The sequence below is a fragment of the Gemmatimonadaceae bacterium genome (assembly GCA_036003045.1).
Taxonomy (GTDB): domain Bacteria; phylum Gemmatimonadota; class Gemmatimonadetes; order Gemmatimonadales; family Gemmatimonadaceae; genus JAQBQB01.
In genome coordinates this window covers 25,493-47,330 of the sequence record DASYSS010000033.1, presented here as the reverse complement: position 1 = coordinate 47,330, position 21,838 = coordinate 25,493, and the positions used below count along the sequence as shown (strand labels likewise).

Sequence of the window (21,838 nt, the reverse complement as noted above, 5' to 3'; positions counted from 1 at the left end):
CGGCGCTCCGATTATTGGTAAGTGCGACCGTCGTACTTCACGAACCCGGTCTTGTGCCGGCCCGACGGGTCATGATGCGTCCAGTGAACGACGCCGCCCTGAGCGTTCCAGACGTACTCGCCCTCGAAGATGATCGGCGCGCCGGCTTTCAACCCTTCGATCCTCGGCGCGATGTCGATGTTGTGCGCGATGAGCACCGTGGTGCCCGACGGCAATCGCACGATGAAGCGTTGGTGTCGCTCGCCCGCACGGTCGTCGGGCAGGATCCGCGCTACGACGCCGGCCGCGTTGACGGTGACGTCATGTGCGTGCTCCGTGATCGCGCGCGAGATGGTCGGCGCATCGACGATCAGCGAGGCGGCGGCGGCAGGAGGGCCGTCCGTCGAGGGCGTCGAAGCGGGCGATGTCGGTACTGGCGCCGGTGTCGCCGCCGGTGACACTGCGGGCGCGGAGTGCGTGGGACGCGCCCGGTAGATCGCCAGGTAGCCGCACAGGAGCAGGACGGCGAATGCGATCGCCCTTTTCAATCGGCCTCCGCCGCGCTCACGGCCATCCCCGAGGCGACGGTCGATCGTGGGCCGGTCATCGTCAGTGGGCCCGGCCGACAGCCACGGTGACCCCGAAGAAGAACAAGGCTAAGCCGATTACGAAGACACCAATAATGATTGCCATCCGTCGTCGCCGTCGCCCCAACGCCTCCCACGACGGTTCATCGAGGTAGTACGCGCCGGCGGCCCCCTCTCGAATCACCGCGCGCTCGACGAGGATGCGCCAAATCAAGTTGTCGTCCTCGACCCCGAGTGCGCCCGGAGATTGCGCCCGCGGCGGACTCGTCGCGCCGGCGTTGCGAAAATGCTCGACGAGATCCTTCTCACGCTTGATAATGATCGCGGCCGCGGCTGCACCCATGTGTTCACCCGATGAAGAGTCGAAAGAGAAACCCGCAAGTCACTCCCAGCGCGATCGAGCCGCCCTTCAAGGCCCACATCTGCGCCGAGTGCGAAATCTCGCGAAGCGAAGGGGCGAGCGCGTTCAGGACCATGGCGATGCCGACTGCGATGCTGAGCGAGTGATTCAGGCTTCGATGCGAGACACCCGATGATGCGAAAAAGGTGATGACGCCGACCGCGACCGCCGCGATCCTCGCCCAACGATACGGCGCGACGCGGCGCCGTGGCTCGAGAGCGTGATCCACTCGGCTATCTTCCGCCCGGAGCTTTGGGCATTTCCATCTTCTTGAAGCCGTCCACCTTGAACTGGTCGTCGCTCGGGCCTTTCCGCGAGACCGTCGCCAAGGTGAGCTCGAGCGTCATCTTGCCGTTAGCGAAGCAGCGCGTGAGCACGGGATATCCGTCGGTCTTCGTATCCCACGCGAACGCGCGCACCGACTGGTCGTCGCTCTTCACCATGATGAGGAAATTGCGCAGGTACCCCTGCATGTCGAGCACCGTCTGATGCTCGCTGTCCTTCAGCTTGAAGTCGTCCGACGGTGACCCGCAGTACTCGGTGACCTTCTCCTGCCCGCGAATTCCCTCGACGCGCGTGCAGTCGTAGCCGGAGATCTTGAGCTTGTCGGTCGTCCAGTTGTACACCAACTGATCCTGTGACTTGGCCATGCCGGCCATCGCCTGCTGCATCATGGACTCGGCCATCGCGCGCTGTTCCTTCGGCATCGCCTCGAGCTGCTTCTGCATCTGCGCGAGCTGGCCGCTCGGGTCCATGCTCGCCCGCGAGTCCTTCGTGAGATCGACGTATTGTTTGCTGTCTTCATCGACGAGGCGAAGTATCTGGGCCTTGTCGTCGAAGAGCATCCGAGCGTGCCTCGCGCCCGTGAGGATCATCGCGATGCGTCCGTTCTCGATCGCGAAGACCGCCGTCGCCGGATATTCCTTGTCGCCGACGCGTTGAATCCCGGTGTACGTGGTCGTGAACTGCGCGCCGGCCGGCGCGGCTGCGGCGCAGAGGGCCAGAGGCATCAACATGTTTCTCATGACGTTGTCCTCACGAGGTGAGCCCGCCGCGGGGGGGGCCGCTGGCCGGGCGACGCCTTCAGACTTACCGCCGACGACGCGGAAGAGCAACGACAGGGACCCAACGCGGCACGCGCCCTCGGTATTCCGAGTAGTCGCCGCCGAACAACTCGTTGAGCTTGGGTTCTTCGTACATGACGACTCTGAGATGGAACGCCACCGCGACGATGACCGCGTACCACAGGACGTCGCTCGACCGGTACATCGCCGCCTGGCCAAGCAGGGAGATCACGATGGCCACGTACATCGGGTTGCGAACGAAGCGGTAGAGTCCGTCGACGACGAGCGCGCGAGGCGGGTCGGCCGGATTCGGCGTGCCGCTGCCTCGCACCGCGAAATCGCGCGCGCACCAGAGCAGCACGAGCCAGCCGAACACGGCGACGGCCAGCCCGACGATGCCGAGCGCGTCGTCGAGGCGGGGACGTCGCCAGCCGCTGATGTACCACGGCAGCCATCCGGCGATCGTCCCCGGCACAATCAGAAGGAAGAGCGCCGCGCGGACCACGAGCGAGCGGAGCATGAGGCCCAAGAAACGCTCTCTTGTTCGAATCGGCAATCGGGGGTAGCGTTCCGCCATGGCCGACAGGGCGGCCGACGGTCCGCGTAAAGGGTTCAACCCGCCCCACGGTTTTTCGAGAATCGGCCTTCTATTCCTCGCCCTTAACGCGGACGCCGGGCGGCACGAAAGGACTCGCTCCTTTCACAGGAATGGAGGTGTACGATGTCCGACGAGACCCCGACCCAGGGGCCGGCGCCAAGGGCGTTGCCCGGCGCGCCCAACCTCGAGTGGCTTCGCAAGGAAGCCAAGCGCCGGCTGACCCGACTGCGCGAGACGCGGTCCGACGCACAGCTCTCCGACGCGCAGTTCGAAATCGCGAAAGAGTACGGCTTCCCCAGTTGGCGCGGGCTCAAGGCGCATGTCGACTCGCTGAGCCTCGACGGCCAGCTCTTCGACGCGGCGAAAAAGGGCGACGTCGCACGACTGCGAGCCCTGCTCGACGAGCACCCTGACAGGCGCTTCATCCGCGACACGCCGTACGAGTGGACACTACTCCACGCCGCGGCGTCGAGAGACCAGAACTCCACCGCACCGAAAGACGCGTTGGGCGCGGTGAATCTGCTGTTGGATCGCGGGCTCGATCCGAACGCACGCGAGCGCGGCGACAACACTTACGCCATGCACTGGGCCGCGGCCGCGGGCGATCTTCCCGTCGTGCGTCGGCTCGCCGACGCCGGCGGCGACGTCGTCGGCCATGGCGACGACCATGAGCTCGAGGTGATCGGGTGGGCCACGTGTTGGGAAGGCGGCGACGACGCTGCGCACCGCGCGGTCGCGGACTTCCTCGTCAGTCGCGGCGCCAACCATCACATCTTCTCGGCGATCGCGATGAATCTCGGCGACGAAGTCCGCCGCATCGTCGCGGCGAATCCCGGGGCGCTGAATCAGCGACTGAGCCGCAACGAGAATCACCAGTCGCCGCTGCATTTCGCCATCCGCATGAACAAACCGGCGATGGTCGATCTGCTCATCGAGCTCGGCGCGGATCCACTCGCCGTCGACGGGTCGGGCAATCCACCCACAGCCTACGCACACCACGAGGGAATCGATCGGCCGATCGTCGAAAAGATCCGCGCCATGACGGTCGCGGAGCTCGACAGTGCGGAGCGGGGACATCGCCAAGCGAACGTGTCGATGGTCGACCTCGTCGCCGCGTTGTCGCTCGCCGATTTCGCGATGGCTGAGCGGCTGGTCAAGGCGAACCCCGGTCTGGTCGCCGCCCAAGGTGCCAGCTCGGGCGCGCTTCACATGTTGTCCATGCGTAACGACGCACGGGGCGTCCGCTGGCTGCTCGACCATGGCGCGGACGTCAATGGTCTCTGGACTCAGTGGGACTCGCGTGTCACCGCGCTGCACCTCGCCGCCGGCGGCGGCCACGTCGAAACCGTTCGCGCGCTTCTCGCTGCCGGCGCCAGCACGACGATCCTCGACAGCCGCTTCGAGGGCGACGCTCTTGGTTGGGCGCGGCATTTCGACATGAAGGAAGTGATCCGTTTGCTCGAGCCACTTCCGCACGTCACCTGAGACAGGAAACTCCGCGCGCCGAATGACCGCCCTCGCGCATGGCTGGCCTTTATCGTTTGGTACCCGCGCGGAGGGCGCGACGAACGTCGGGTGCTAGAGATAGCCGAGCCACGCTGACCGGTTGCGTGCCTTGACTCGAGCGAACCAGGCGCAGAGGGGATAGAGCAGAATCACAACCCCGGCCCATAGAGCATAGATGGCCGGCAGCGAGGAGCCCCAGCCGGGTGGCATCTCGAACGGATATTTATCGAGCGAGGGCGAGTTGAAGAACCAGTGGACGGCGCCGTAGCGCACATAGCCAAAGGCGACGACGACCAGGTGAATGAGCGCGAGGTGTGTGAGGAAGTAGAAGAGCGGAACGCGGCCGAACGTGAGTGCGGGCGACAGCCATTTTGGAACGCCGGCGTCGAACGCGTAGAGGCCGAGCATCGTGAAGCCGAGCGTCATCAGCAGGAAGAGCAGCGACGGCGGATACTTGGTCGCGTCGAGAAAGGCGATGAGCGTATGTGTGGCGCTCGGCTGTACGGACCAGCGGAACGGATCGCCGTACACGTTGACGAACCTGATAGCGACGAACGCGCACGGCAGCGCGACGGCGAGACGCAGCAGGAACGCTCGTCGGCGCGCCACGTGCCAGGTGTAAATCTGGCCGAGCAGAAAGCCCATCGCCGTGACGCCGATCCACGGGATGATCGGATAGGCGACGAACACGACATGGTCCGGTGGGGGATGCAGGAAACCGGGGCGGTGCAGGAACACCCACCAGGGATTCGGCGAACGCACGCCGTCGAACAAATTGTGCCCGACGATCATCGCGAGACCGGCGGCGGCGATCGCCGTCCGCGGAAGCCAGACGAGCGCGCCAAGCGCGATCATCGACCAGCCGAGCGCCCAGATCACTTCGAGGAGTGTGACGCGGTAGTCGAAGTTGAACTGCATGGCGAGACATCGCACGACCACGAGCTCGAGAAAAACCAGCCACACGCCGCGCGTCACGAGGAAGCGCGAAAGCTCGGCGGTCGTCTTGCGGCCGAGCGACAGCGCCGCGCCGGCGCCGGTGAGCAGAAAGAACGTCGGCGCACAGACGTGCGTGACCCATCGCGTGAAGAAAAGCGCGGCCGTCGTGGTCGCGACGTTGGTGGGATCCGCGCGCGAGCCGAAGAAATCGCGCGTGTGGTCCAGCGCCATGAGAATCATGACGAGCCCGCGCACGACGTCGACGGAGTCGATTCGGGTCCGCGGCGACCGTGGGCCCGCGCCTGCCGGGGCAGCCGTGCGCTCGCGTGTCAGCGTGGCGGGAGTCGTCATGCTGGGATAGTATCCGCCGCGGCCCGGACTACAGCCGCCCCCGGTTACACTCTGACGGAGTTCTGACGAACTGACGAGGTTCGATGCGCGTCCGGATGGTCGTCGCCGTCGTCGTTGGTGTGTTTTCGGCCGTCGCATCGTTGCGAGGGCAGGGCGTCACCGTCCGCGGCGTCGCGTTCGACAGTCTGCGATCGGCTCCGCTCGAGGGAGCGTTCGTGCGGATGACGGGGGGACGCGGGCCGGCACGCACCGCCACGAGCGACGCGCGTGGCGAGTTCGTCTTCGATAGTGTGCCACCAGGCACGTACGCGTTCTCGATGCTTCACGCCGCGCTCGATTCGCTCGGCTTTTCGGGAATCTCGACGCGCGCGACCGTCGGCGACAACTCCGTGGCGACGCCGCGCGTCACGCTCGCCGTCCCGTCGTTCGAATCTCTCTGGCACGCGGCCTGTGGTCGTGGTCCGGCGCCCCGCGATACGGGCTTCGTGTTCGGAACGATTCGCGACGCCGAGCGTGGGACGCCGTTGGCTGGCGCGACGGTGCTCGTCCGCTGGATCGCGTTTGGCGTCGACTCCGCTTCAAATCGCGAAGCGAAGCCGGCGATAGCAGCGCAAGCCTGGGGCGGTGAAGTTCGATCCGACTCGGCGGGCGGCTACACGCTGTGCGGAGTTCCATCCGATGCCACGCTTCGCTTGCTCGCGCGAAAGGATTCGTCTTCGAGCGGACTCGTGGAGCTGCTGCCGCGAGCCGGCGCGCGCATCGAGCGTCACGACCTGTCGCTCGGACCCGCGGTCGATTCGGCGATGACGAAACGAGGAGTCGTGGCGGGGCTGGTCCGTGACGCGGACGGAAATCCTGTCGCTGACGCTCGAGTGGTGGCGAGCGGAACGCAGGAAGTTCGCACGAGCGTCGACGGCCGATTCGTGATGCCCGGCATCCCGATCGGAACACGAGAGATCAACGTGCTGGCGATCGGCGCGCAGCCGGTGGGTGTGGATGCAGACGTACCGCTCCGTGACACCGCATTCGTGACCGTCGAGCTACGAAAGATCGTCGAGCTACCAGCGGTCGTCGTGACGGCCAAGACGGCTCGTCAACGAATGCTCGCGGAACTGGAAGAGCGAAGGGCGTTGGGTCTTGGTCATTTCATGGACTCCGCACAGGTCGCTCCGCTTCACAACCTTCAGTACGCGACGCGCATGATGCTGCCCGCTGACCGCCCGCCCTGCCTTCTTTTCGTCGACGGAGTCGCGTTCACGGAGCAACGGGACATCGCCAGTGAGCTGTACCTGCGCAATCCGCTGTCGATCGCGACGATGGAGGCGCACCGCGGAACCGACGCGAGTTTGCCATACCGGTACAAGGCCTCAGGCAAACGACTCTGCGACGGGCCGCTTGCTTGGGTCGTTCTGGTGTGGACAAAGAGCTGGCTACCGTGACCGTGCTGGCGCTCGCCAACGGCCCCGAGATTTGCAACTAGTGCGGTCGCCGCTGGCTCTGACGCCGTTCGCGGAGCAGCACGAGGTTCTGCACGACGTCGCCGACGACGCTCGCGCCCCATGACAGGGCGATCGCGGACGACATGTGCAGCAGGAACGCGAGGCTGATCGCCGATCCGACGATCGTCGCGGCGACCAGCGTGCGTGTCGGACCGCCGTGGCTTGCGATGTACGCGGCCGCCGCCGAGCCTGCCGCGACCAGGACCGCGAGCGGCAGGTTCGGCTTGGCGAGATCGGCGATCCACGCAAAGGAGCCGAGTCGCATCGAGCGCAGCGCGCCATAGATGCCGCCGATTACGGGCAGCCGTGCCAGCCCGCCGAGGAGCGACTGCGAGTCGACCGGTTGAATCCCCTCGCGCAAGTGAGCCGCGTGAACGGCCTCGATCAGCTTCTCGGGTTGGTTGGCGTACCGCTTCTTGAGTCGTTCGATCTCCGGCTTGAGGCCGTCGACAATCCGTTGTCGTGCGTGCGCGCGGCGCGCCAACCAGAGCGTGAGCGGCATGAACACGAATCGCGCGGCCAGCGAGACGCCGAAAATGCCGGCTCCCAAGCTGCCGCCGACCAGGTGGGCCACCGCGAAGATGAGCGCGCGCATCGGATCGGCGAAGAGAGAGCTGAACATAGGGCGGGTCCCAGGCTGTCGAGGTGGACGCTTGACCCCTACGGAGACAGGACGGCGGTGGTGTCACACGCCCCCCTCCCGGCGGCGGCTCACTCCAGAAGCGTCGACTGGTACTTGGCGTACACGCCAGCTTGGAGGGCTGGGTCGCGTGTCGACTGCAGCTCGGCGATCAGGGCTTCGAGCCGCGGTGTGAGCACGATCAGGTAGCGCGCGTCGGTCGCCCAGTACGTGTGCGCTATTCCGGCAGGCACGAAGACCGTTCCGCCGGCGGGGACGTCGACTTCTCCGTCGGCGAAGCGGAAGTGCAAAATCCCTTCGAGCACGTGCCACGCCTCATCGTCGGCGTGATGCACGTGAAGCGTTGCGGGTCCGCTGCCTCGCCACTCCTTCACCGAGAACGAGCTGCCCGTCGCCGCGAATCGAACCGGTGGTTGTCCGCCGCCCGATTCTGGCAGCCGGATGATCGGTGTCGCGTTTGCGTGTTGGTCTCTCATCGAACCACCTCAGCATGCTGTGACGGCCGAAGACTTCGACCTCTCGAATCACTCGTGGCCTCCATGCGCGGCGATCGCGCGCATCGCCGGTTCGCTGACTACGATCTTTATGGGGAACGCCTTCCCCCAAGCGAGCGGCGTCACGTCGCGGAAGTCGTGGAACTCGTCCCGCCCGCGCACTCGAAGCGACGCGCGCGCGTTCGGATCGGCGCCGTGCTCCAAGAATAAGTCACCGAATGGCGTCTCTTGCGGCTTTTGAGACCCCGGCCATCCGCCCGTGAAGTTCATCCAGAAGTTTGGATAGCCGACGACTGCGTTGAATAGAGCCGTGTGTCCGCCGAACCCATTCTCGTCGACCGCGGCGCGGACGTCCACGTCCATGCCGCGCTCCGCCACGAGCCAGCGCGCGATCTCGATCTCCTCGAACTCTACGCACACGTGGAGCAGCGTCGAGTTGGCGACCGGAGTGCGCGGGAACGCTTCGTCGTAGGGTCCGGGCTGCGGTTGGCATTTTAGCTCTGGCGGATAGATCTCCTCGAACCTGAACATTCGCTTCAGCAGGTCGGGATCGCGCCCCAGATGCTTCTCGAGCAGATCGATCCGGCCGCGGTGCACCGCCATCATCGGCGTGTCGGGAAGAGGAAAGCCGTGGTCGGCGTACATCTCGAGGATCCGGTGCTTCGCTTCCCGATTGCGACTGTCGGTTTGTAGGACGACGTCCACCGGGGCGTCGGGATTTCCCTTCGCGTCGACAAGTTCCGCGCCGATCTCGAAGAGAAACGCAGTGCCGGCGACGTTGAGCGTGTACGCAGCGCCGCCGAACGCACCCGCCGGCGGACGGGGCGAGCCGATCATTCGATGGAGCATCCGGGCCGTCTCGACTCGTCCCTGGAGTACCGCGCGTCCGATCCCGTACTCCATGTCGGTCGCACCGAGCTCGCGGAGCAGGTTGATGACGCGATCGCGGCCGACGTTGGCGGCGTAGCTGAGCGGCGGACCCCAGTTCTTGTTTCCGATGCCGGCGTTCTCGGCCAGGAGATTTGGATACTTCATGACGAGCGAGCGCACGGTGCCGACGTCGTCGTTCCAGATCGCGTCGATCAGGTCGCACGAGAGGACCAGACGCGGCCAACTCGATGCGCCGTAACTGCGCGCGAGTGTGAGCTGCGCGTCGGCGAGCTTGGCGCTCGCCGGATCGGGCGGCTCCGGATGGAACTCCTCAAGATCGCGGAGGGCTTCGGATTCACCGTTGTGAATCGCGCGAAGCAGAGCTTTCGCCTGGTGCCTCAGATGCTCGAGGTCGGGGCGGACAGGCAGGTGACGAGCGGGCATGACGAGCCTCCGTGGAGATGCCCGCGTCCGCTCGTCGGGCGTGTCGGAGGTTCGTGAGAACCGGTCGTCGACGCTGTGCTGCGATCAGGTGGACTAAGTCCTGTCCGCGGACGGGAGGCGCCCTGCGCGCCCACGTCCAGAATATGCTCTGAACGTGGGCGAGTCAAACGTCAGGTACACGCGGCCGGGCTCGCACGGCAACGCGCCGCCGAGAGGAGCCGCTCATCACTCTTGTCGAAGTAAGGTTTTGGTCTTCTCGTCCGGCGCGCCGTCGAAGAAGCGCTCCAGCACCCGCTCGAACACCGACCCGCCGTCCGACACCGATGCGAAGAGCGTCGCGCACGATCGAAGCTTGAGGTCGTCTGGCGATCCGAAGATGTCCATCGCCGACCCGGCGTTCACGCCCATCAATGCCTCGCAGCACTGGATCAATCGCGGACCGAGAATCGGATGCGCGAGATACGCCCGCGCCTCGGCCGGACCGCTGATCGCGAATCGCTGTGAGACGGGGCTCGACCCCAGCCCGTGGAGCTGCGGGAAGATGAACCACATCCAATGCGTCCGCTTGCGCCCGCCGCGGATTTCGGCCAGCGCCGCGTCGTACACACCGTCTTGCGCCGCGACGAAGCGGTTCAGACCGAACGGGTCGCGTGAGGCCATGGTCGGTCACCTCGTAGTACGGCAGTTTCGGCGTTCGGCCGTTTCGGAGTTCAGCCGTTTCGGCGTTCGGCAGTTTCGCAGTCTCGGAGTTTCGGCAGTCTTGGAGTTCGGCAGTCTCGGAGTCCGGCAGTCTCGGAGTCCGGCAGTCTCGGAAGTCGGGCGTTCCTCAGCGCGCTACCTCCAACTCGTCCGCGTGCCGGTGGATCAGCTTCCACTCGCCCTTTTCCCGGCGAAAGAGCTCCGTCACCCGCAGCACGATGTGCCGTGGCGCATCGCTGTCCGCCACGTGCACCGTCGAATGCTGAAGGCCGACCCAATACGCCAAGCCGTCACTCGCCGCACTCTGGAGGACCTCGAAGTGCGTCTCGCCGTCGCGCGTCACGCCGCGGTCGTATGCCTCGAGCACTCGGTCCGGCCCGAGCCTGGTGGCTCCGTCCGCGCCAAACAACGTGGCGGGCGGGTGACTGGTCGCGATGCGATGCAGCGGCTCCGCGTCCCCCGTTTCGTACTCCCTCGCGGCGGCTTCGCGGAGTTCCATGAACGTCCCGAAGTCGAGGAACGACGGATAAGTACCCGGTTCTCCAATAGTGTGTAGCGACATCTCGCTTCTATTAAGAACACCGATGCTGCCGACCCGTTTCGGCTCACTCATCGTCCTTCGACGCCGCAAACCGCCTGCCGGAAGCGTTGTTTTCCGGAGAATTCACGTTGGAATCCTCTTCCCTAGCCGCGTCGCTTGAAGAACTGAACGGCCCTTTCGTGGCGTTCCGCCGCGCCTCTCGAGCGAAAGGTCCCGAGGTTCCGCCGACGACCCGTTTTCGGATCGGTCTTGCGCGAGTACAGTCGGTAGCGGCCGTCCTTGAGCTTGCGGATCATGTCCATCTCCTGTCACCTAATGAGCGCACCATCAACGCCTGAGCTACCGAAAGCGACAATCGGGCCAAAGGGTTAGGTCGAACTCGACCATTCGTGGGTTGGCTCGCGGCGTGCACGAAACTCTTCGATCGCGACGGCCCTGGGCGATGCACAACGAACCCGATCCATTGGCGCTCTCGGCCGCTCGCGGCGCGAGGCTCATCGCCCTCGATCGCCTGGATCAAGCGGGCGATCAAGCTGATCGCTTGGCGAACAATCCCCATTCTCTCGATGCGCTCCACGACCTGAGAGTCGCGCTCCGCCGCGTGCGGAGCTGGATACGAGCGTTCCGGTTGGACCTCAACGACAGCGTGTCCCGCAAGGATCGCCATCGTCTTCGCGACATCGTCGACGCAACCAATCGGGGTCGCGACGCAGACGTCCAGGTCGAGTGGCTGCGCAGGGCGTCGTCGCGCGGCGATGAACCGCTCAAACGGGGCGCAAAGCGCCTAATCGACCTGATCCGCGACGAGCGTGACCGCGGCGGCGCACCGCTGAACGGCAGTTCGTTGGACAAGTTCGAAGAGGAACGCTCTCGACTGACCAAGCGTCTATCGACCGTCAGCGAACCGGTACGCCGGCCTAAGGCTCCGCCGCCCACCCTGGCCGCCGCCATTGGGGCTCGACTTCCCGCCCATTTCGAGATTCTTCGCAAAGCGCTCGAGCTAGTGCACACGGCCGACGACGACCGCCAGGCGCACGCCGCCAGAATCGCGGCCAAGCGACTTCGCTATCTGCTCGAGCCCGCCGAGGACGTACGAGGCTCCAAGTCCATCATCAAGCAACTGAAGCGGCTGCAAGACGACCTGGGCGAGCTACACGACGCGCACCTCCTGGGACAACGCGTGAAGGACGCAGTCTTGAATGATCCGGGCACGGAAACGCTCGCCCTCGAAGCAGTCGCCAGAGCGCTTGCGGCGGATCGCGCCGAAGCGTTCGGCCGCATCGATCGACGCTGGCTGAGCGACGCGGCGGCGATCGAAAAGCTCGGCCACGGCGTCGAGTCGGTTGCGCACCGACTTGCCGCGATGCCCCGCGAGGTCTAGCGGCGCTGAAAATCCGACGAGCCGATCGCCACGCCGACCAGGTTGGCCACGTAGGCGAGTCGCTGCTGTGGCGTCGCAGCCGGAGCCGGACGCGAAACGCCGAGGAGCACCTCGCGCGTCGTCGGCGACGGATCACCGGCGAGCGCCGCGCGAATGACGGCGTCCACGGTCTCGTCGGGTGACGCATTGGCGAGCTGCCGGCTCGCCGCCCATCGAGCGACGACCACGTTCGGCACTTGGCCCGCGCCGGTCTGCGCCCCGAGGTTCACGCGGTTCAGCAGCGCGCCTGTGTTCATCCACGCGTCGCCGCGATCGGGCCATCCGTCGGGCGTCGCACGGCCGAAGATCGGCTGACCGAGTCGCGCGACGATCTGCACGGCGCGTTGTGTCGTGTCGGGCGCCGCGTCCATCACGCGAAGAATGCTGGCTACGAGCTCGAACGGCGTCTTCACCTTGGCGCGATACGCCGCCCGGCTGTTGAACTCCGGCGACTCGACGATCGTGCGCAACACCTCGCGGATGTCGCCGTCGGTCCGCAGGTACGTCTGCGCCGCGCGGTCGACGAGGGCTTGAGGCGGCGTGTCGCTCACGAAATGCGTAACGAGCTTCTTCGCGATGAAATGTGCGGTGCTCGGATGACGCGCGAGGATGTCGAGCACTTGCTCGCCGTCTTCGATACCACGTCCGCCGGCGATGCGCACCCCGAGCACCGTCTTCACGCCCGCGTCGTGCTGGTCCGCGTGAAACGCGAACTCCGGACTCACGATGAAGTTGTCGATCCCCCAACCGGTCAGGCAGCGCGCGACTTCCTGCACGTCCTTCTGCGTATAGCCGCCGTCCACGCCGAGCGTGTGCAGCTCCATCAGCTCGCGCGCGTAATTCTCGTTCACGCCGACGCGACGGCGTTTGGCCGTGCGGGCCAGCAGCGTGTCGCCGAGCGGCGGATGCTCTCGGCGGCGCTGTTCGACGCGCCATTCGATCGGGTTCGGATGGAGGCTGTCGACGACGCTCTGATAATTGTCGAGGTACACGAGCATCACGGGGCTCTTGGCGACGGCGCCCAGCAGATCGCGGAACTTGCCAAGCGCGTGCGCGCGGATCGTCCGATCGTACTCGACCAGGGCGAACGGGCTGGGGACCTTCTCCGAGCTGACGGAGAAGTGATTCTCCCAGAAGTCGGTCATCACCTCGAGCAGCTGACGATTGCTCGCGACGGCGCGGAGCAGGATCGAGGGCTGAAGCTCGCGGATCGCCGCGGCGCGCGCCGGCAGGAGCTTCGGAAGATCCTTCATCAGCATCGTCGCTTCGGCCATCTTCGCTTGCAGCGTCACCGCGTCGAGCGGCGGCGTAACCGAATCGCCGGCGGCCTTGCGTCGAATCTCCGCCGTATCGGGCTGCCTGCCGAGTGGGTAGCCATATTCGTTCGGCTGCGGATGATCGGCGTAGAGCTCGAACTCCGTTTTATGCGTGATCTCGAGCAGGCCGAGCACGCTGTCGGCGACCGGATCGGGGAGTCGCTCGGGATGCAGTTGGCGTTCGATCCAGGTCGAAACGCCGACGCGCTGAATCTCCGCGACGTCGTTGTCGCGCGCGCCGAAGGTAAGGCGGTTCAGCACCTGGCGGGCTCGGCCCGCGTCGTCCAGCTGTCCGTCGGCCGGCGAGGCGGCGGCCGCGGGGGTCGTCCGGGGTTTGGGCCCGGCACACGCCGCGATGACGCAGGCGAAGACGGGCAACAACTGGCGATCGATGCGCATCTGCCGGAACCACCTCGGATTCCGGCGCCGCGTCACACGTCGGCGCTGGTCGGGAGCACTAAGGTAAACTCAGATCCCACGTCGACCGTGCTCGTCACGAGGATGTCGCCTCGCATTCCCCGCGCGAGATCCCGGCTGATCGCCAACCCCAGCCCCGTGCCCTCCCGGGTATCGGTCAGCGATCGTCCGACTTGGACGAAGGGCTCGAAGATCGAGGTGAGCTGCTGCGAGGGAATGCCGCAGCCGTTGTCCCGGACGCGGATCGCGACCTGCGTCGGTCCATACGCGGTGCAGGAGATCACGATTTCTCCGCCGCGCGCGGTGAATTTGACCGCGTTCGACACGAGGTTGAGCAGAATCTGGTCGACCTTCGCGCGATCCCCCCACACCGTGAGCGGATCCTCGCACGGTTCGTCCGAAAGCCGGATCCCCTTCGTCTGGGCCTGTGGCGAAATCATGAGCAGGACCGTGTGCACGACGTCGCGCACGGCCAGGGGACCGAGCTCGTAGGTCAGCTGGCCCGCCTCCACCCGGCTGAAATTCAAGATGTCGTTGATGATGCCCAGCAGATGCTCCTGGCTTCGCTTGATCCGGTTCAGATGTTCTTGCTGCTGGGTCGTCACAGGGCCGTCGAGGCCCATCGAGATCAGGTCCGTATAGCCGCCGATGGCGTTGAGCGGCGTCCGCAGTTCGTGCGACATCGCCGCCAGGAACTGGCTCTTTGCCGAATTGGCCTCGTCCGCGCGGCTACGCGCTTCGTCCGCGGCGCGCCGCGCCGCTTCCTCGGCCCGCGCCTTGGCGGCGGCGTCGCTCGCGCGTCGCTCGGCGGCGCGTCGTTCGGTGAGATCCCGCGTGACCTTCACGAAGCCGATCAACTTTCCGCTGCGGTCGTGCAGCGCGGTGATCAGCACGTTCGCCCAGAACGTCGTCCGGTCCTTCCGGATGCGCCAACCGTCTTCCTCGTACTTTCCGACGAGCGACGCGATCTCGAGCTCGCGCTCCGGCTTGCGCGACGCGACGTCGGCCGGCGGATAGAACTTCGAGAAGTTCGAGCCGATGATCTCCTTCGCACGATAGCCCTCGATCCGCTCCGCGCCGGCGTTCCAGGTCGCGACGCGGCCGGTCGGATCGAGCATGAAGATCGCGTACTCGCGCACCCCTTCGACGATGAGTCGGAGACGCTCTTCGCTTTCGCGCAGCGCCTCTTCGGACTCGCGTCGCTCGGTGAGATCTCGCGTGACCTTGGCGAATCCCGTGAGCTCGCCCCGTTCGTTGCGGAGCGCGGTGATCACGACGTTCGCCCAGAATCTCGAGCCGTCCTTGCGGATGCGCCAGCCCTCGTCCTCGAACCGTCCGGTGTTCGCCGCGGTCCGCAGCTCGAACTCGGGAAATCCTCCGGCGACCAGCTCCCGAGGATAAAAGATCGAGAAGTGTTTTCCGATGATCTCGGACGCCTTGTAGCCCTTGAAACGTTCAGCCCCCGCGTTCCAGCTCAGGATGTACCCGTCGGGATCCAGCGCGAAGATGGCGTAGTCGCGCACGCTCTCGACGAGCAGGCGATAGAGATCGCCCTGCTCGAGGATGGCACGCCGACGCGGTCGATCTTGCTCACCACCATCGCCATCCGCGGCGAGGGGCGCCTTACGAGGAGGCTGCACGATACCTGATTATCTATGACAGCATTGCTTCCTGCAACCGACGTGCCTCGTGGCTGAGTCCGTAACCGTCGAGCCCTACCATCGGCGCGGTCCGGGTCCATATTATCGCCAAGCTCGACCCGTTCGACCCGCTCTCGGAGCATCCGGCATGACCCGATTCGTTCTTCTTTCCGCGGCCGCAACCGCCTTGCTCGGCGTCGCGCGGCCCGGTTTCGCGCGCGCGCAAGCGCAGGCTGGGCAGCCCGTCTCGGCGATCGAGCAAGCCCGCATCGATAGTATCCGTCGTCCGTACACGGCCGCCGACATCGAGTTCATGTCGGGAATGATCGGCCACCACGCGCAGGCGGTGAAGATGGCCGGTTGGGCCGAGTCGCATGGTGCGAGCAAGTCGCTCCAGATCTTCTGCGGACGCGTGGCGATGGCGCAAACCGCGGAGATCGGCTTGATGAGCGCGTGGCTCAAGGACCGCAACCAGCCCGTGCCCGACCCCGATCCGCGCGGCATGAAGATGAAGATGAACGGGCAGGACATGTTCATGATGATGCCCGGCATGCTCACCGAAGAGCAGATGAAGCAGCTCGACGCGGCGCGCGGCGTCGACTTCGACCGGCTCTTTCTCACGTTCATGATCCAGCACCACAGGGGCGCGATCACGATGGTCGACACCCTGTTCAACACGCCCGGCGCCGGCCAGGACGAAATCGTTTTCAAGTTCGCGAACGACGTGCAGGCCGATCAGAGCACGGAGATCGACCGCATGCAGCAGATGCTCGACGCGCTGCCCGCCTCCGGCGCGCGTCACGAATAGTCGTCGTCTCTCTCCGCCCCCCGTTCGGTTTCACACAACACTCACCGGACCTTCGCCATGGTCGCAGTTCGCAAGACCCAGTACGCCGCCCTCTCCGCGCTGATCGCGTCGATCATCGCCGCGGGGTGCGGTTCGACCCAATCCGGTTCGACATCCGCGTCGCCGATGCAGCAGGGCACGCCGGACATGTCGGCGCCGCTCGTCAACGTTCCGTCGCCCGATCCGCGCGTCGGCTTAAAAGCAGGACTCCAGGACGCCGGTGAGGCGATCTGGAACCTGCAGAAGGTCTCGCATACGCCGTCGCCGGAAGGATTCGTCGGCGTCACGAACTCGGACCTCGCGTTCTACGGACAGAACGTGATCCAGGGCAACTACAACGGCTTCCAGGTGTGGGACGTCTCGAATCCGGCCGCGCCGCGCCTTCGCGAAGGAAAGCTCTGTCCGGCGTCGCAGAGCGACGTGTCCGTGTGGAAGAATCTGCTCTTCGTCTCGGCCGAAGCGCCGACCGCTCGACTGGATTGCGGCAAAGACGCGCCGCGTGAAGTCGTGAGCCGGGACCGGATCCGCGGTCTCCGCATCTTCGACATCACGGACATCAACAATCCGAAGTATCTGGCGAACGTGCAGACGTGCCGTGGCTCGCACACGCACACGGTCGTCGACGATCCGCGCGACAAGGACAACATCTACGTCTACATCTCGGGCACCTCGGGCATTCGTCCGTCGGAAGAATTGGCGCGTTGCAACGACAACCCCTGGGACCCGCAAAACTCGAATTTCCGCATCGAAGTCATCAAGATCCCGCTCGCGCACCCGGAACAGGCGGCCGTCGTGAGCTCGCCGGCGATCTTCGCCGATCCGACGAACGGCGTCGCCAACGCGCTGCTCTATCCGACCGCCCACGCCGCGTCGCCGCTCGACACGGCGAACAATCGCCGTCGCGCGGAGTTCGATTCCGCTCGCGTGAGACTCGCTCCCGTCCAGCCGACCGCGGCGGACACCGCTCGATGCATCGCCGAGGTCGAGGCGCTGGCGAAACAGCACGACGTCAATCTCGCGGCGGGCCGTGGTGGTGGCCGCGGCGGGCTGCCGGGTGGGGGCTGCGGACGCGCCGCCGGCGGCGGTCGCGGCGGTCGAGGACGTGGAGGCGCGGCCGACTCGATTCCCGTGACGCGCGAAGACACGGCGCGCGTCGAGTTCAACCGTGCCGTCGGCGCGTTGACGAAGCTGTCCGCGACATCGAGCAAGGCCGACACGACCTCGTATCGCGCCCAAGTCAACGATCTCGCGAAGAAGTACGGCGTCGCGTCGCCGTTCGCGCCGCGTACGCTGACGCAGTGCCACGACATCACGGTGTACCCGTCGGTCGGTATGGCCGGCGGCGCGTGCGCCGGCATGGGCTTACTCCTCGACATCAAGGACACGCCGCATCCGACGCGTCTCGCCCAGGTAGCGGACTCCAACTTCTCGTTCTGGCACTCGGCCACGTTCAGCAACGACGGCTCGATGGTGCTGTTCAGCGACGAGTGGGGCGGCGGCGGCGCGGCGTACTGCCGCGCGGGCGATCCGAAAAACTGGGGCGCCGACGCGATCTTCAAGATTGTCGAAGGGCAGATGGTGTTTCAGAGCTACTACAAGCTGTCGGCGCCGCAGACGCAGTACGAGAACTGCGTCGCGCACAACGGCTCGCTGATTCCGATCCCCGGCCGCACGATCATGGTGCAGGCGTGGTATCAGGGCGGACTGTCCATCTTCGAGTGGACCGATCCGAAGCACCCGCACGAGCTGGCGTTCTTCGACCGCGGTCCGAACGACGGGACGCGCCTGGTCGGCGGCGGTTTCTGGTCGGTGTACTGGTACAACGGGCACATCTATGGGTCGGAGATGGAACGTGGACTCGATGTGTTCGACCTGACGCCCAGCGCCGCGATCTCGCAGAACGAGATCGACGCGGCCAAGACGATCCATCAGGATTTCCTGAACGTACAGGACCAGCCGAAGTTTGTCTGGCCGGCGTCGTTCGCGCTGTCCCGCGCGTACACGGACCAGCTGGAGCGATGGAAGGGTCTGAGCGCCGACAAGGTCTCCGCCGTGCGCACTGCGCTCTCGAGCGCTCAGTCGGCGAGCGGAGCGGGGCGGCGCGACGCGCTCAACGCATTGGCCGGCCAGGTGCGCGGCTACGTAAGCGGCTCGAGCGATCCGCAGCGCGTGCAGTGGCTCGCGACGTCGATCAGCGATTTAGCGAAGGCCAACTGATCGCGTCCTGTCGACGAGCAACGCGACACCCAAACGGCGCCAGTCTTCGGACTGGCGCCGTTTTTTTTGCGTTCAACCGGAACCAAGGATCCGACAGAAATCGTCCGTATCGGCGACGACCTCCTCGTCCCATCCTGGATCTCGGAACGGCTCGCCTCGAGCTCGCGCTAGGACGCCGTCGTGGCCGCCTCGTGCCGGATCTTGAGGTCGCCCTTGCGAATCGCGTAGGATTTTTCGCAGCCAACGTGGATGCAGCGGATCGTTGCGCCGCGAAATTGCTTGGTAAGGGCGGCGTCCGAGAGCGACGTCTCCGATCGCATCAAGGGCTCGGTGCCGCCGCAATACGGACACGTGGTCGAAACGATGACAACGTCCACTGGTATACCTCCCGACTTCTGCATCGGCACATCTTTATCGATGCTCACTGGGACGCGCCCGCGCAGGTCGCGTCAGGTAACGGTTTCGTCAAAGTGACGGCCGCGAGCGCGAACGGGAGATGCAACACAAAAACGGAGCATCACATGAATGATACCGGATCCTCTCCCATCCCTCCCGACGACGTCGACGAGACCTCCCGCGAGTCCTTTCCGGCAAGCGACGCGCCGAGCTGGACGGCGGTGACCGGTGCGCACGGCGCGGTCGATCCGCCGGCCGCGTCGGAGACCGTCGAGGTCGTCAACAACGAAAAGGAATCGCGTTTCGAGGTGTCGACGCTCGATGGGCTCGCCTATCTCACGTATCGCGTCACTCGTGACGGCACCTTCATCCTGGTTCACACGGAAGTGCCCGCCGAGCTCGCCGGCAAGGGGCTCGCGTCGCGCCTGGCGCGCACAGCGCTCGATCTAGCGCGAGCGCGCGGTGCCAAGGTGATCGTGCGGTGTCCGTTCGTGACCGAGTACATCGCGCGCCACCCTGAATACCAAGATCTGGTGCGCGACCGCCCGGAGGCGCGGTCGTCCTGACGACTCAGTAGGTCTTCGTGTCGGGGTGGAACGTCCGCCAGCTGTGCCAGAACTCCTGCGACGCGAAGATCGGTTTGAGAGCGATCGACCCGGTGCCGGCGAGTGAGTAGATGCCGCCGCGCGAGACGAGCGAGTCGCCGCGGAGTTTGAAGCGGTTCGTGTCCGGGCGCTGAAACGCGAAGAAGTTGGTGCTGTCGCGCGAGAGAGCGACGACGATCGGCTGTCCGCCCACGACGTCATTCACCACACCCTCGCGGCGGAGACGATTCCAGTCGTACGCTTTGCTCTCGCCCTTCATCGTGACGCCGACGACCCACGCCTTGTCGTGCCATGACACCGTGTCCGTTCCGGTGAGCGGCGAACGGCTCAATCCTTTCTCGTAGTCGAAGCTTTCCGCGTAGCGGTCGATGAACGCGGAGTCGGGCTGCATGATGAGCGACCGCGGATGCATCGCGAGCCACCGCGACAGCGTGACCTGCATGCTCGGGATCTGACGGAGCGCGCGCCCTTTTCGCGGCCCCGCCACGGCTTCGCCGGTCGCCTGCCGCCACCAGCTGCCCGTCGTCCGGTCCTCGAACATCGCATTGAAGTGGTCCATGCCGACCAGACGGAACGACTCGCTCTTTCCATCGATCGTCGGGCTGAACACGCGGCCCGTCCGGCAGACCGTACAGAAGGTCACGAGAATCGGAATGCCGTCGACCGTGTCGCGCACCTGATGGTGATAGCCGACGAAACGCACGGGATACGCGCGCGCCTCGCCGCCCAAGTCAACTCCGACGACCAGCCGGCCGGGTTCGACGGTGTTCTTGTCGAGCCGCGCCAGCGCGACGTGGTTCGGCGGGAGAAAGATGTGGTCGGCCGACATCACGAAATTCGTCACGTAGGCGACGTATCCCGCCGCACCGAGCGCCGGGATTGCCAGCCATCGCCGCCATCCGGGAGTCCGGGCTACGCTGAACAGTCCGACCAGCATAACAAGACCGAGTCCGCCGCGAATCCACCAGCGCCGTTGGTAGAGGAAATAGGCGACGTCGATGCTGCGCACGCGCTGGCTGTAGGGGAGCGGCATGATGAAGTACACGTTCGCCAGCTCGAACAGCACCAGCAGCAGCAATCCGGCGTAGAACAGCTTCTTCACCTAGTGCGCTCCCGGAGCGTGTGGTGGGGGGACGGGGGCGTACCCGCTCGCCGTAAGAAAACGATCGAAGTCCCGGATGGTCAGAATATCATGGATTGCACGGGGCTTGTCGGCGGCGCGGTCGTAGTACGACTTCGTGATTCGATATCCGATCCAATATCCGAGATCCGCGGGGCGATCGCCCCGCCGCGGATTGCCGCCGTTCCAGAGCCACCTGCTGTAGTCCTTGCCGTGCATCTCGCGCGAGAACTCGGACCAAAGCTCTGCCTCGTGCGCCTCCGCGTACTCGTTCCGGTTGGGAACGCCGGTCACCAACTCGGCGACCAGATTGGCCGACCCCTCCATGATCGATTGGCGGAGCAGGGTGCCCCGCAAAAATGACGGCCCGCCCGTGAGGATGCCGATCCACGGATAGTCCTGCTGGGTGTGCACGAACTCGTGCGCGACGACCGACGCGAGGCGCGCCGGATCTCCCGCGCGCTCCACGCCGATGAGGACGACCGGATCGCTGGTGTGCGTCGTCGTGCCCAGCGCCATGCCCGCGCCGACGACGAAGTACACGCCGGGCTGTCGCCCCGCCGGGTAAATCTCTCGAAAGCGCGCGAAGATCGAATCGACCCGCGTCACCGCGGAGTCGAGCGTGCTCACTTTCCCTTCGATCGACGCGTACCGAGCCGGCGACCGCCGGATCGCCGCGCACAGCGTTTTCCGGTTCAGTCCCAACTTGCTCTCGTACGCCCGCAACCCCCGCGACGCCCCCCTGAAATAATCTTCGAGCGCGGCACACGCCGAATCGCTCGCCGATATCCGATGCATCGCGCCGACGAAGCGGTGCACGTCGGCATCGCTCACCTCGCCCGGTATGACGCCGCGCGACCGGTAGGCCTGGTACGAAACCAGGCCCCCGATCACGAGAAGCATCGCAAGTGTAAGGAATCGGCGCACACGCGGAGTTTACGCGCGCGCATCTCGATTTGGCCACCCGTGGGGAGCGAACTGAAACTGCAACTACCCACCGCAGCGGACGCAGAGGACGCAAAGGTCCGCAGAGGACAACCTCCCAAGTTGAGTTCCTCGCGCAACGAGCCGGATTTCTTGGGGACAGCCGCTCGGGATACCACTCATGAGAACCGAGCTCACGCGCGCCCAATCGAAGTCTCCCGAGCGGCAGTCAACCGAAAAAATTCGCTCGTTGAGCGAAGATTCCGGTCGTTAGGGCAGTCCTCTGCGGCCCGCTGCGGTCCGCGGCGTCTCTGCGGTGAGCAGTTCG

General features: G+C 65.5%; 23 protein-coding genes. 6 read left to right on the top strand and 17 right to left on the bottom strand.

The window, feature by feature from the left end:
- Nucleotides 1-11: 11 nt before the first annotated feature.
- The 5 genes from VGQ44_07790 to VGQ44_07770 form a co-directional block, all read right to left on the bottom strand.
- Nucleotides 12-527 (bottom strand): DUF3465 domain-containing protein, encoded by a 516-nt coding sequence (locus VGQ44_07790; GenBank protein HEV8446706.1) that lies wholly within the window; start codon nt 525-527, stop codon nt 12-14.
- 61 nt (nt 528-588) lie between these two features.
- Nucleotides 589-909 carry a hypothetical protein gene (locus VGQ44_07785; protein ID HEV8446705.1) on the bottom strand — a complete coding sequence of 107 codons (321 nt, stop codon included), beginning with the start codon at nt 907-909 and terminating at the stop codon, nt 589-591.
- A 4-nt stretch (nt 910-913) separates the two neighbouring features.
- A complete protein-coding gene (locus tag VGQ44_07780) occupies nt 914-1,195 on the bottom strand; it encodes a hypothetical protein (protein ID HEV8446704.1) in 282 nt (93 codons plus the stop codon).
- Nucleotides 1,196-1,199: 4 nt separating this feature from the next.
- Nucleotides 1,200-1,991 (bottom strand): hypothetical protein, encoded by a 792-nt coding sequence (locus tag VGQ44_07775; protein HEV8446703.1) that lies wholly within the window; start codon nt 1,989-1,991, stop codon nt 1,200-1,202.
- A gap of 64 nt (nt 1,992-2,055) precedes the next feature.
- Nucleotides 2,056-2,550: an isoprenylcysteine carboxylmethyltransferase family protein gene (locus tag VGQ44_07770; protein HEV8446702.1), complete on the bottom strand. Its 495-nt coding sequence runs from the start codon at nt 2,548-2,550 to the stop codon at nt 2,056-2,058.
- A gap of 201 nt (nt 2,551-2,751) precedes the next feature.
- On the opposite strand from VGQ44_07770, the gene VGQ44_07765 reads away from it, so the two are divergent.
- A complete protein-coding gene (locus tag VGQ44_07765; GenBank protein ID HEV8446701.1) occupies nt 2,752-4,113 on the top strand; it encodes an ankyrin repeat domain-containing protein in 1,362 nt (453 codons plus the stop codon).
- Nucleotides 4,114-4,206: 93 nt separating this feature from the next.
- On the opposite strand, the gene VGQ44_07760 is transcribed toward VGQ44_07765, so the two are convergent.
- Nucleotides 4,207-5,421: a heparan-alpha-glucosaminide N-acetyltransferase domain-containing protein gene (locus VGQ44_07760; GenBank protein HEV8446700.1), complete on the bottom strand. Its 1,215-nt coding sequence runs from the start codon at nt 5,419-5,421 to the stop codon at nt 4,207-4,209.
- Between the two features lie 83 nt (nt 5,422-5,504).
- On the opposite strand from VGQ44_07760, the gene VGQ44_07755 reads away from it, so the two are divergent.
- Nucleotides 5,505-6,860, top strand: a complete 1,356-nt coding sequence (locus tag VGQ44_07755) for a carboxypeptidase-like regulatory domain-containing protein (protein HEV8446699.1) — start codon at nt 5,505-5,507, stop codon at nt 6,858-6,860.
- 37 nt (nt 6,861-6,897) lie between these two features.
- On the opposite strand, the gene VGQ44_07750 is transcribed toward VGQ44_07755, so the two are convergent.
- From VGQ44_07750 to VGQ44_07725, 6 genes are all read right to left on the bottom strand, one after another.
- A complete protein-coding gene (locus VGQ44_07750) occupies nt 6,898-7,542 on the bottom strand; it encodes a YidC/Oxa1 family membrane protein insertase (protein ID HEV8446698.1) in 645 nt (214 codons plus the stop codon).
- Nucleotides 7,543-7,631: 89 nt separating this feature from the next.
- Nucleotides 7,632-8,036: a cupin domain-containing protein gene (locus VGQ44_07745; GenBank protein ID HEV8446697.1), complete on the bottom strand. Its 405-nt coding sequence runs from the start codon at nt 8,034-8,036 to the stop codon at nt 7,632-7,634.
- Between the two features lie 48 nt (nt 8,037-8,084).
- Nucleotides 8,085-9,368 carry an ankyrin repeat domain-containing protein gene (locus VGQ44_07740; GenBank protein ID HEV8446696.1) on the bottom strand — a complete coding sequence of 428 codons (1,284 nt, stop codon included), beginning with the start codon at nt 9,366-9,368 and terminating at the stop codon, nt 8,085-8,087.
- A gap of 225 nt (nt 9,369-9,593) precedes the next feature.
- The gene (locus VGQ44_07735) at nt 9,594-10,028 is read right to left on the bottom strand and encodes a DUF1810 domain-containing protein (GenBank protein ID HEV8446695.1); all 435 of its coding nucleotides are present in this window, start codon (nt 10,026-10,028) and stop codon (nt 9,594-9,596) included.
- A 166-nt stretch (nt 10,029-10,194) separates the two neighbouring features.
- Entirely contained in the window at nt 10,195-10,629 is a 435-nt protein-coding gene (locus VGQ44_07730; protein HEV8446694.1) for a DUF4440 domain-containing protein, read from the bottom strand.
- 122 nt (nt 10,630-10,751) lie between these two features.
- Entirely contained in the window at nt 10,752-10,904 is a 153-nt protein-coding gene (locus VGQ44_07725; GenBank protein HEV8446693.1) for a hypothetical protein, read from the bottom strand.
- Between the two features lie 146 nt (nt 10,905-11,050).
- Here VGQ44_07725 and VGQ44_07720 point away from each other — a divergent pair, with 146 nt between their 5' ends.
- Nucleotides 11,051-11,989, top strand: a complete 939-nt coding sequence (locus tag VGQ44_07720; protein HEV8446692.1) for a CHAD domain-containing protein — start codon at nt 11,051-11,053, stop codon at nt 11,987-11,989.
- On the opposite strand, the gene VGQ44_07715 is transcribed toward VGQ44_07720, so the two are convergent.
- Both VGQ44_07715 and VGQ44_07710 read right to left on the bottom strand, forming a co-directional pair.
- The gene (locus tag VGQ44_07715; protein HEV8446691.1) at nt 11,986-13,743 is read right to left on the bottom strand and encodes a DUF1800 domain-containing protein; all 1,758 of its coding nucleotides are present in this window, start codon (nt 13,741-13,743) and stop codon (nt 11,986-11,988) included. The two genes, VGQ44_07720 and VGQ44_07715, sit on opposite strands and share 4 nt — an antisense overlap.
- A gap of 32 nt (nt 13,744-13,775) precedes the next feature.
- Nucleotides 13,776-15,401 carry a PAS domain S-box protein gene (locus VGQ44_07710; GenBank protein ID HEV8446690.1) on the bottom strand — a complete coding sequence of 542 codons (1,626 nt, stop codon included), beginning with the start codon at nt 15,399-15,401 and terminating at the stop codon, nt 13,776-13,778.
- A 148-nt stretch (nt 15,402-15,549) separates the two neighbouring features.
- Here VGQ44_07710 and VGQ44_07705 point away from each other — a divergent pair, with 148 nt between their 5' ends.
- Entirely contained in the window at nt 15,550-16,209 is a 660-nt protein-coding gene (locus VGQ44_07705) for a DUF305 domain-containing protein (GenBank protein HEV8446689.1), read from the top strand.
- Nucleotides 16,210-16,266: 57 nt separating this feature from the next.
- Nucleotides 16,267-18,465 carry a hypothetical protein gene (locus VGQ44_07700; protein ID HEV8446688.1) on the top strand — a complete coding sequence of 733 codons (2,199 nt, stop codon included), beginning with the start codon at nt 16,267-16,269 and terminating at the stop codon, nt 18,463-18,465.
- A gap of 167 nt (nt 18,466-18,632) precedes the next feature.
- Here VGQ44_07700 and VGQ44_07695 read toward each other — a convergent pair whose 3' ends face one another.
- Nucleotides 18,633-18,785 carry a hypothetical protein gene (locus VGQ44_07695; protein ID HEV8446687.1) on the bottom strand — a complete coding sequence of 51 codons (153 nt, stop codon included), beginning with the start codon at nt 18,783-18,785 and terminating at the stop codon, nt 18,633-18,635.
- A 201-nt stretch (nt 18,786-18,986) separates the two neighbouring features.
- On the opposite strand from VGQ44_07695, the gene VGQ44_07690 reads away from it, so the two are divergent.
- A complete protein-coding gene (locus VGQ44_07690; protein HEV8446686.1) occupies nt 18,987-19,427 on the top strand; it encodes a GNAT family N-acetyltransferase in 441 nt (146 codons plus the stop codon).
- A 4-nt stretch (nt 19,428-19,431) separates the two neighbouring features.
- On the opposite strand, the gene VGQ44_07685 is transcribed toward VGQ44_07690, so the two are convergent.
- Both VGQ44_07685 and VGQ44_07680 read right to left on the bottom strand, forming a co-directional pair.
- Nucleotides 19,432-20,568 carry a DUF3179 domain-containing (seleno)protein gene (locus VGQ44_07685; protein HEV8446685.1) on the bottom strand — a complete coding sequence of 379 codons (1,137 nt, stop codon included), beginning with the start codon at nt 20,566-20,568 and terminating at the stop codon, nt 19,432-19,434.
- Nucleotides 20,569-21,513 carry a DUF2268 domain-containing putative Zn-dependent protease gene (locus VGQ44_07680; GenBank protein ID HEV8446684.1) on the bottom strand — a complete coding sequence of 315 codons (945 nt, stop codon included), beginning with the start codon at nt 21,511-21,513 and terminating at the stop codon, nt 20,569-20,571.
- Nucleotides 21,514-21,838: the final 325 nt, after the last annotated feature.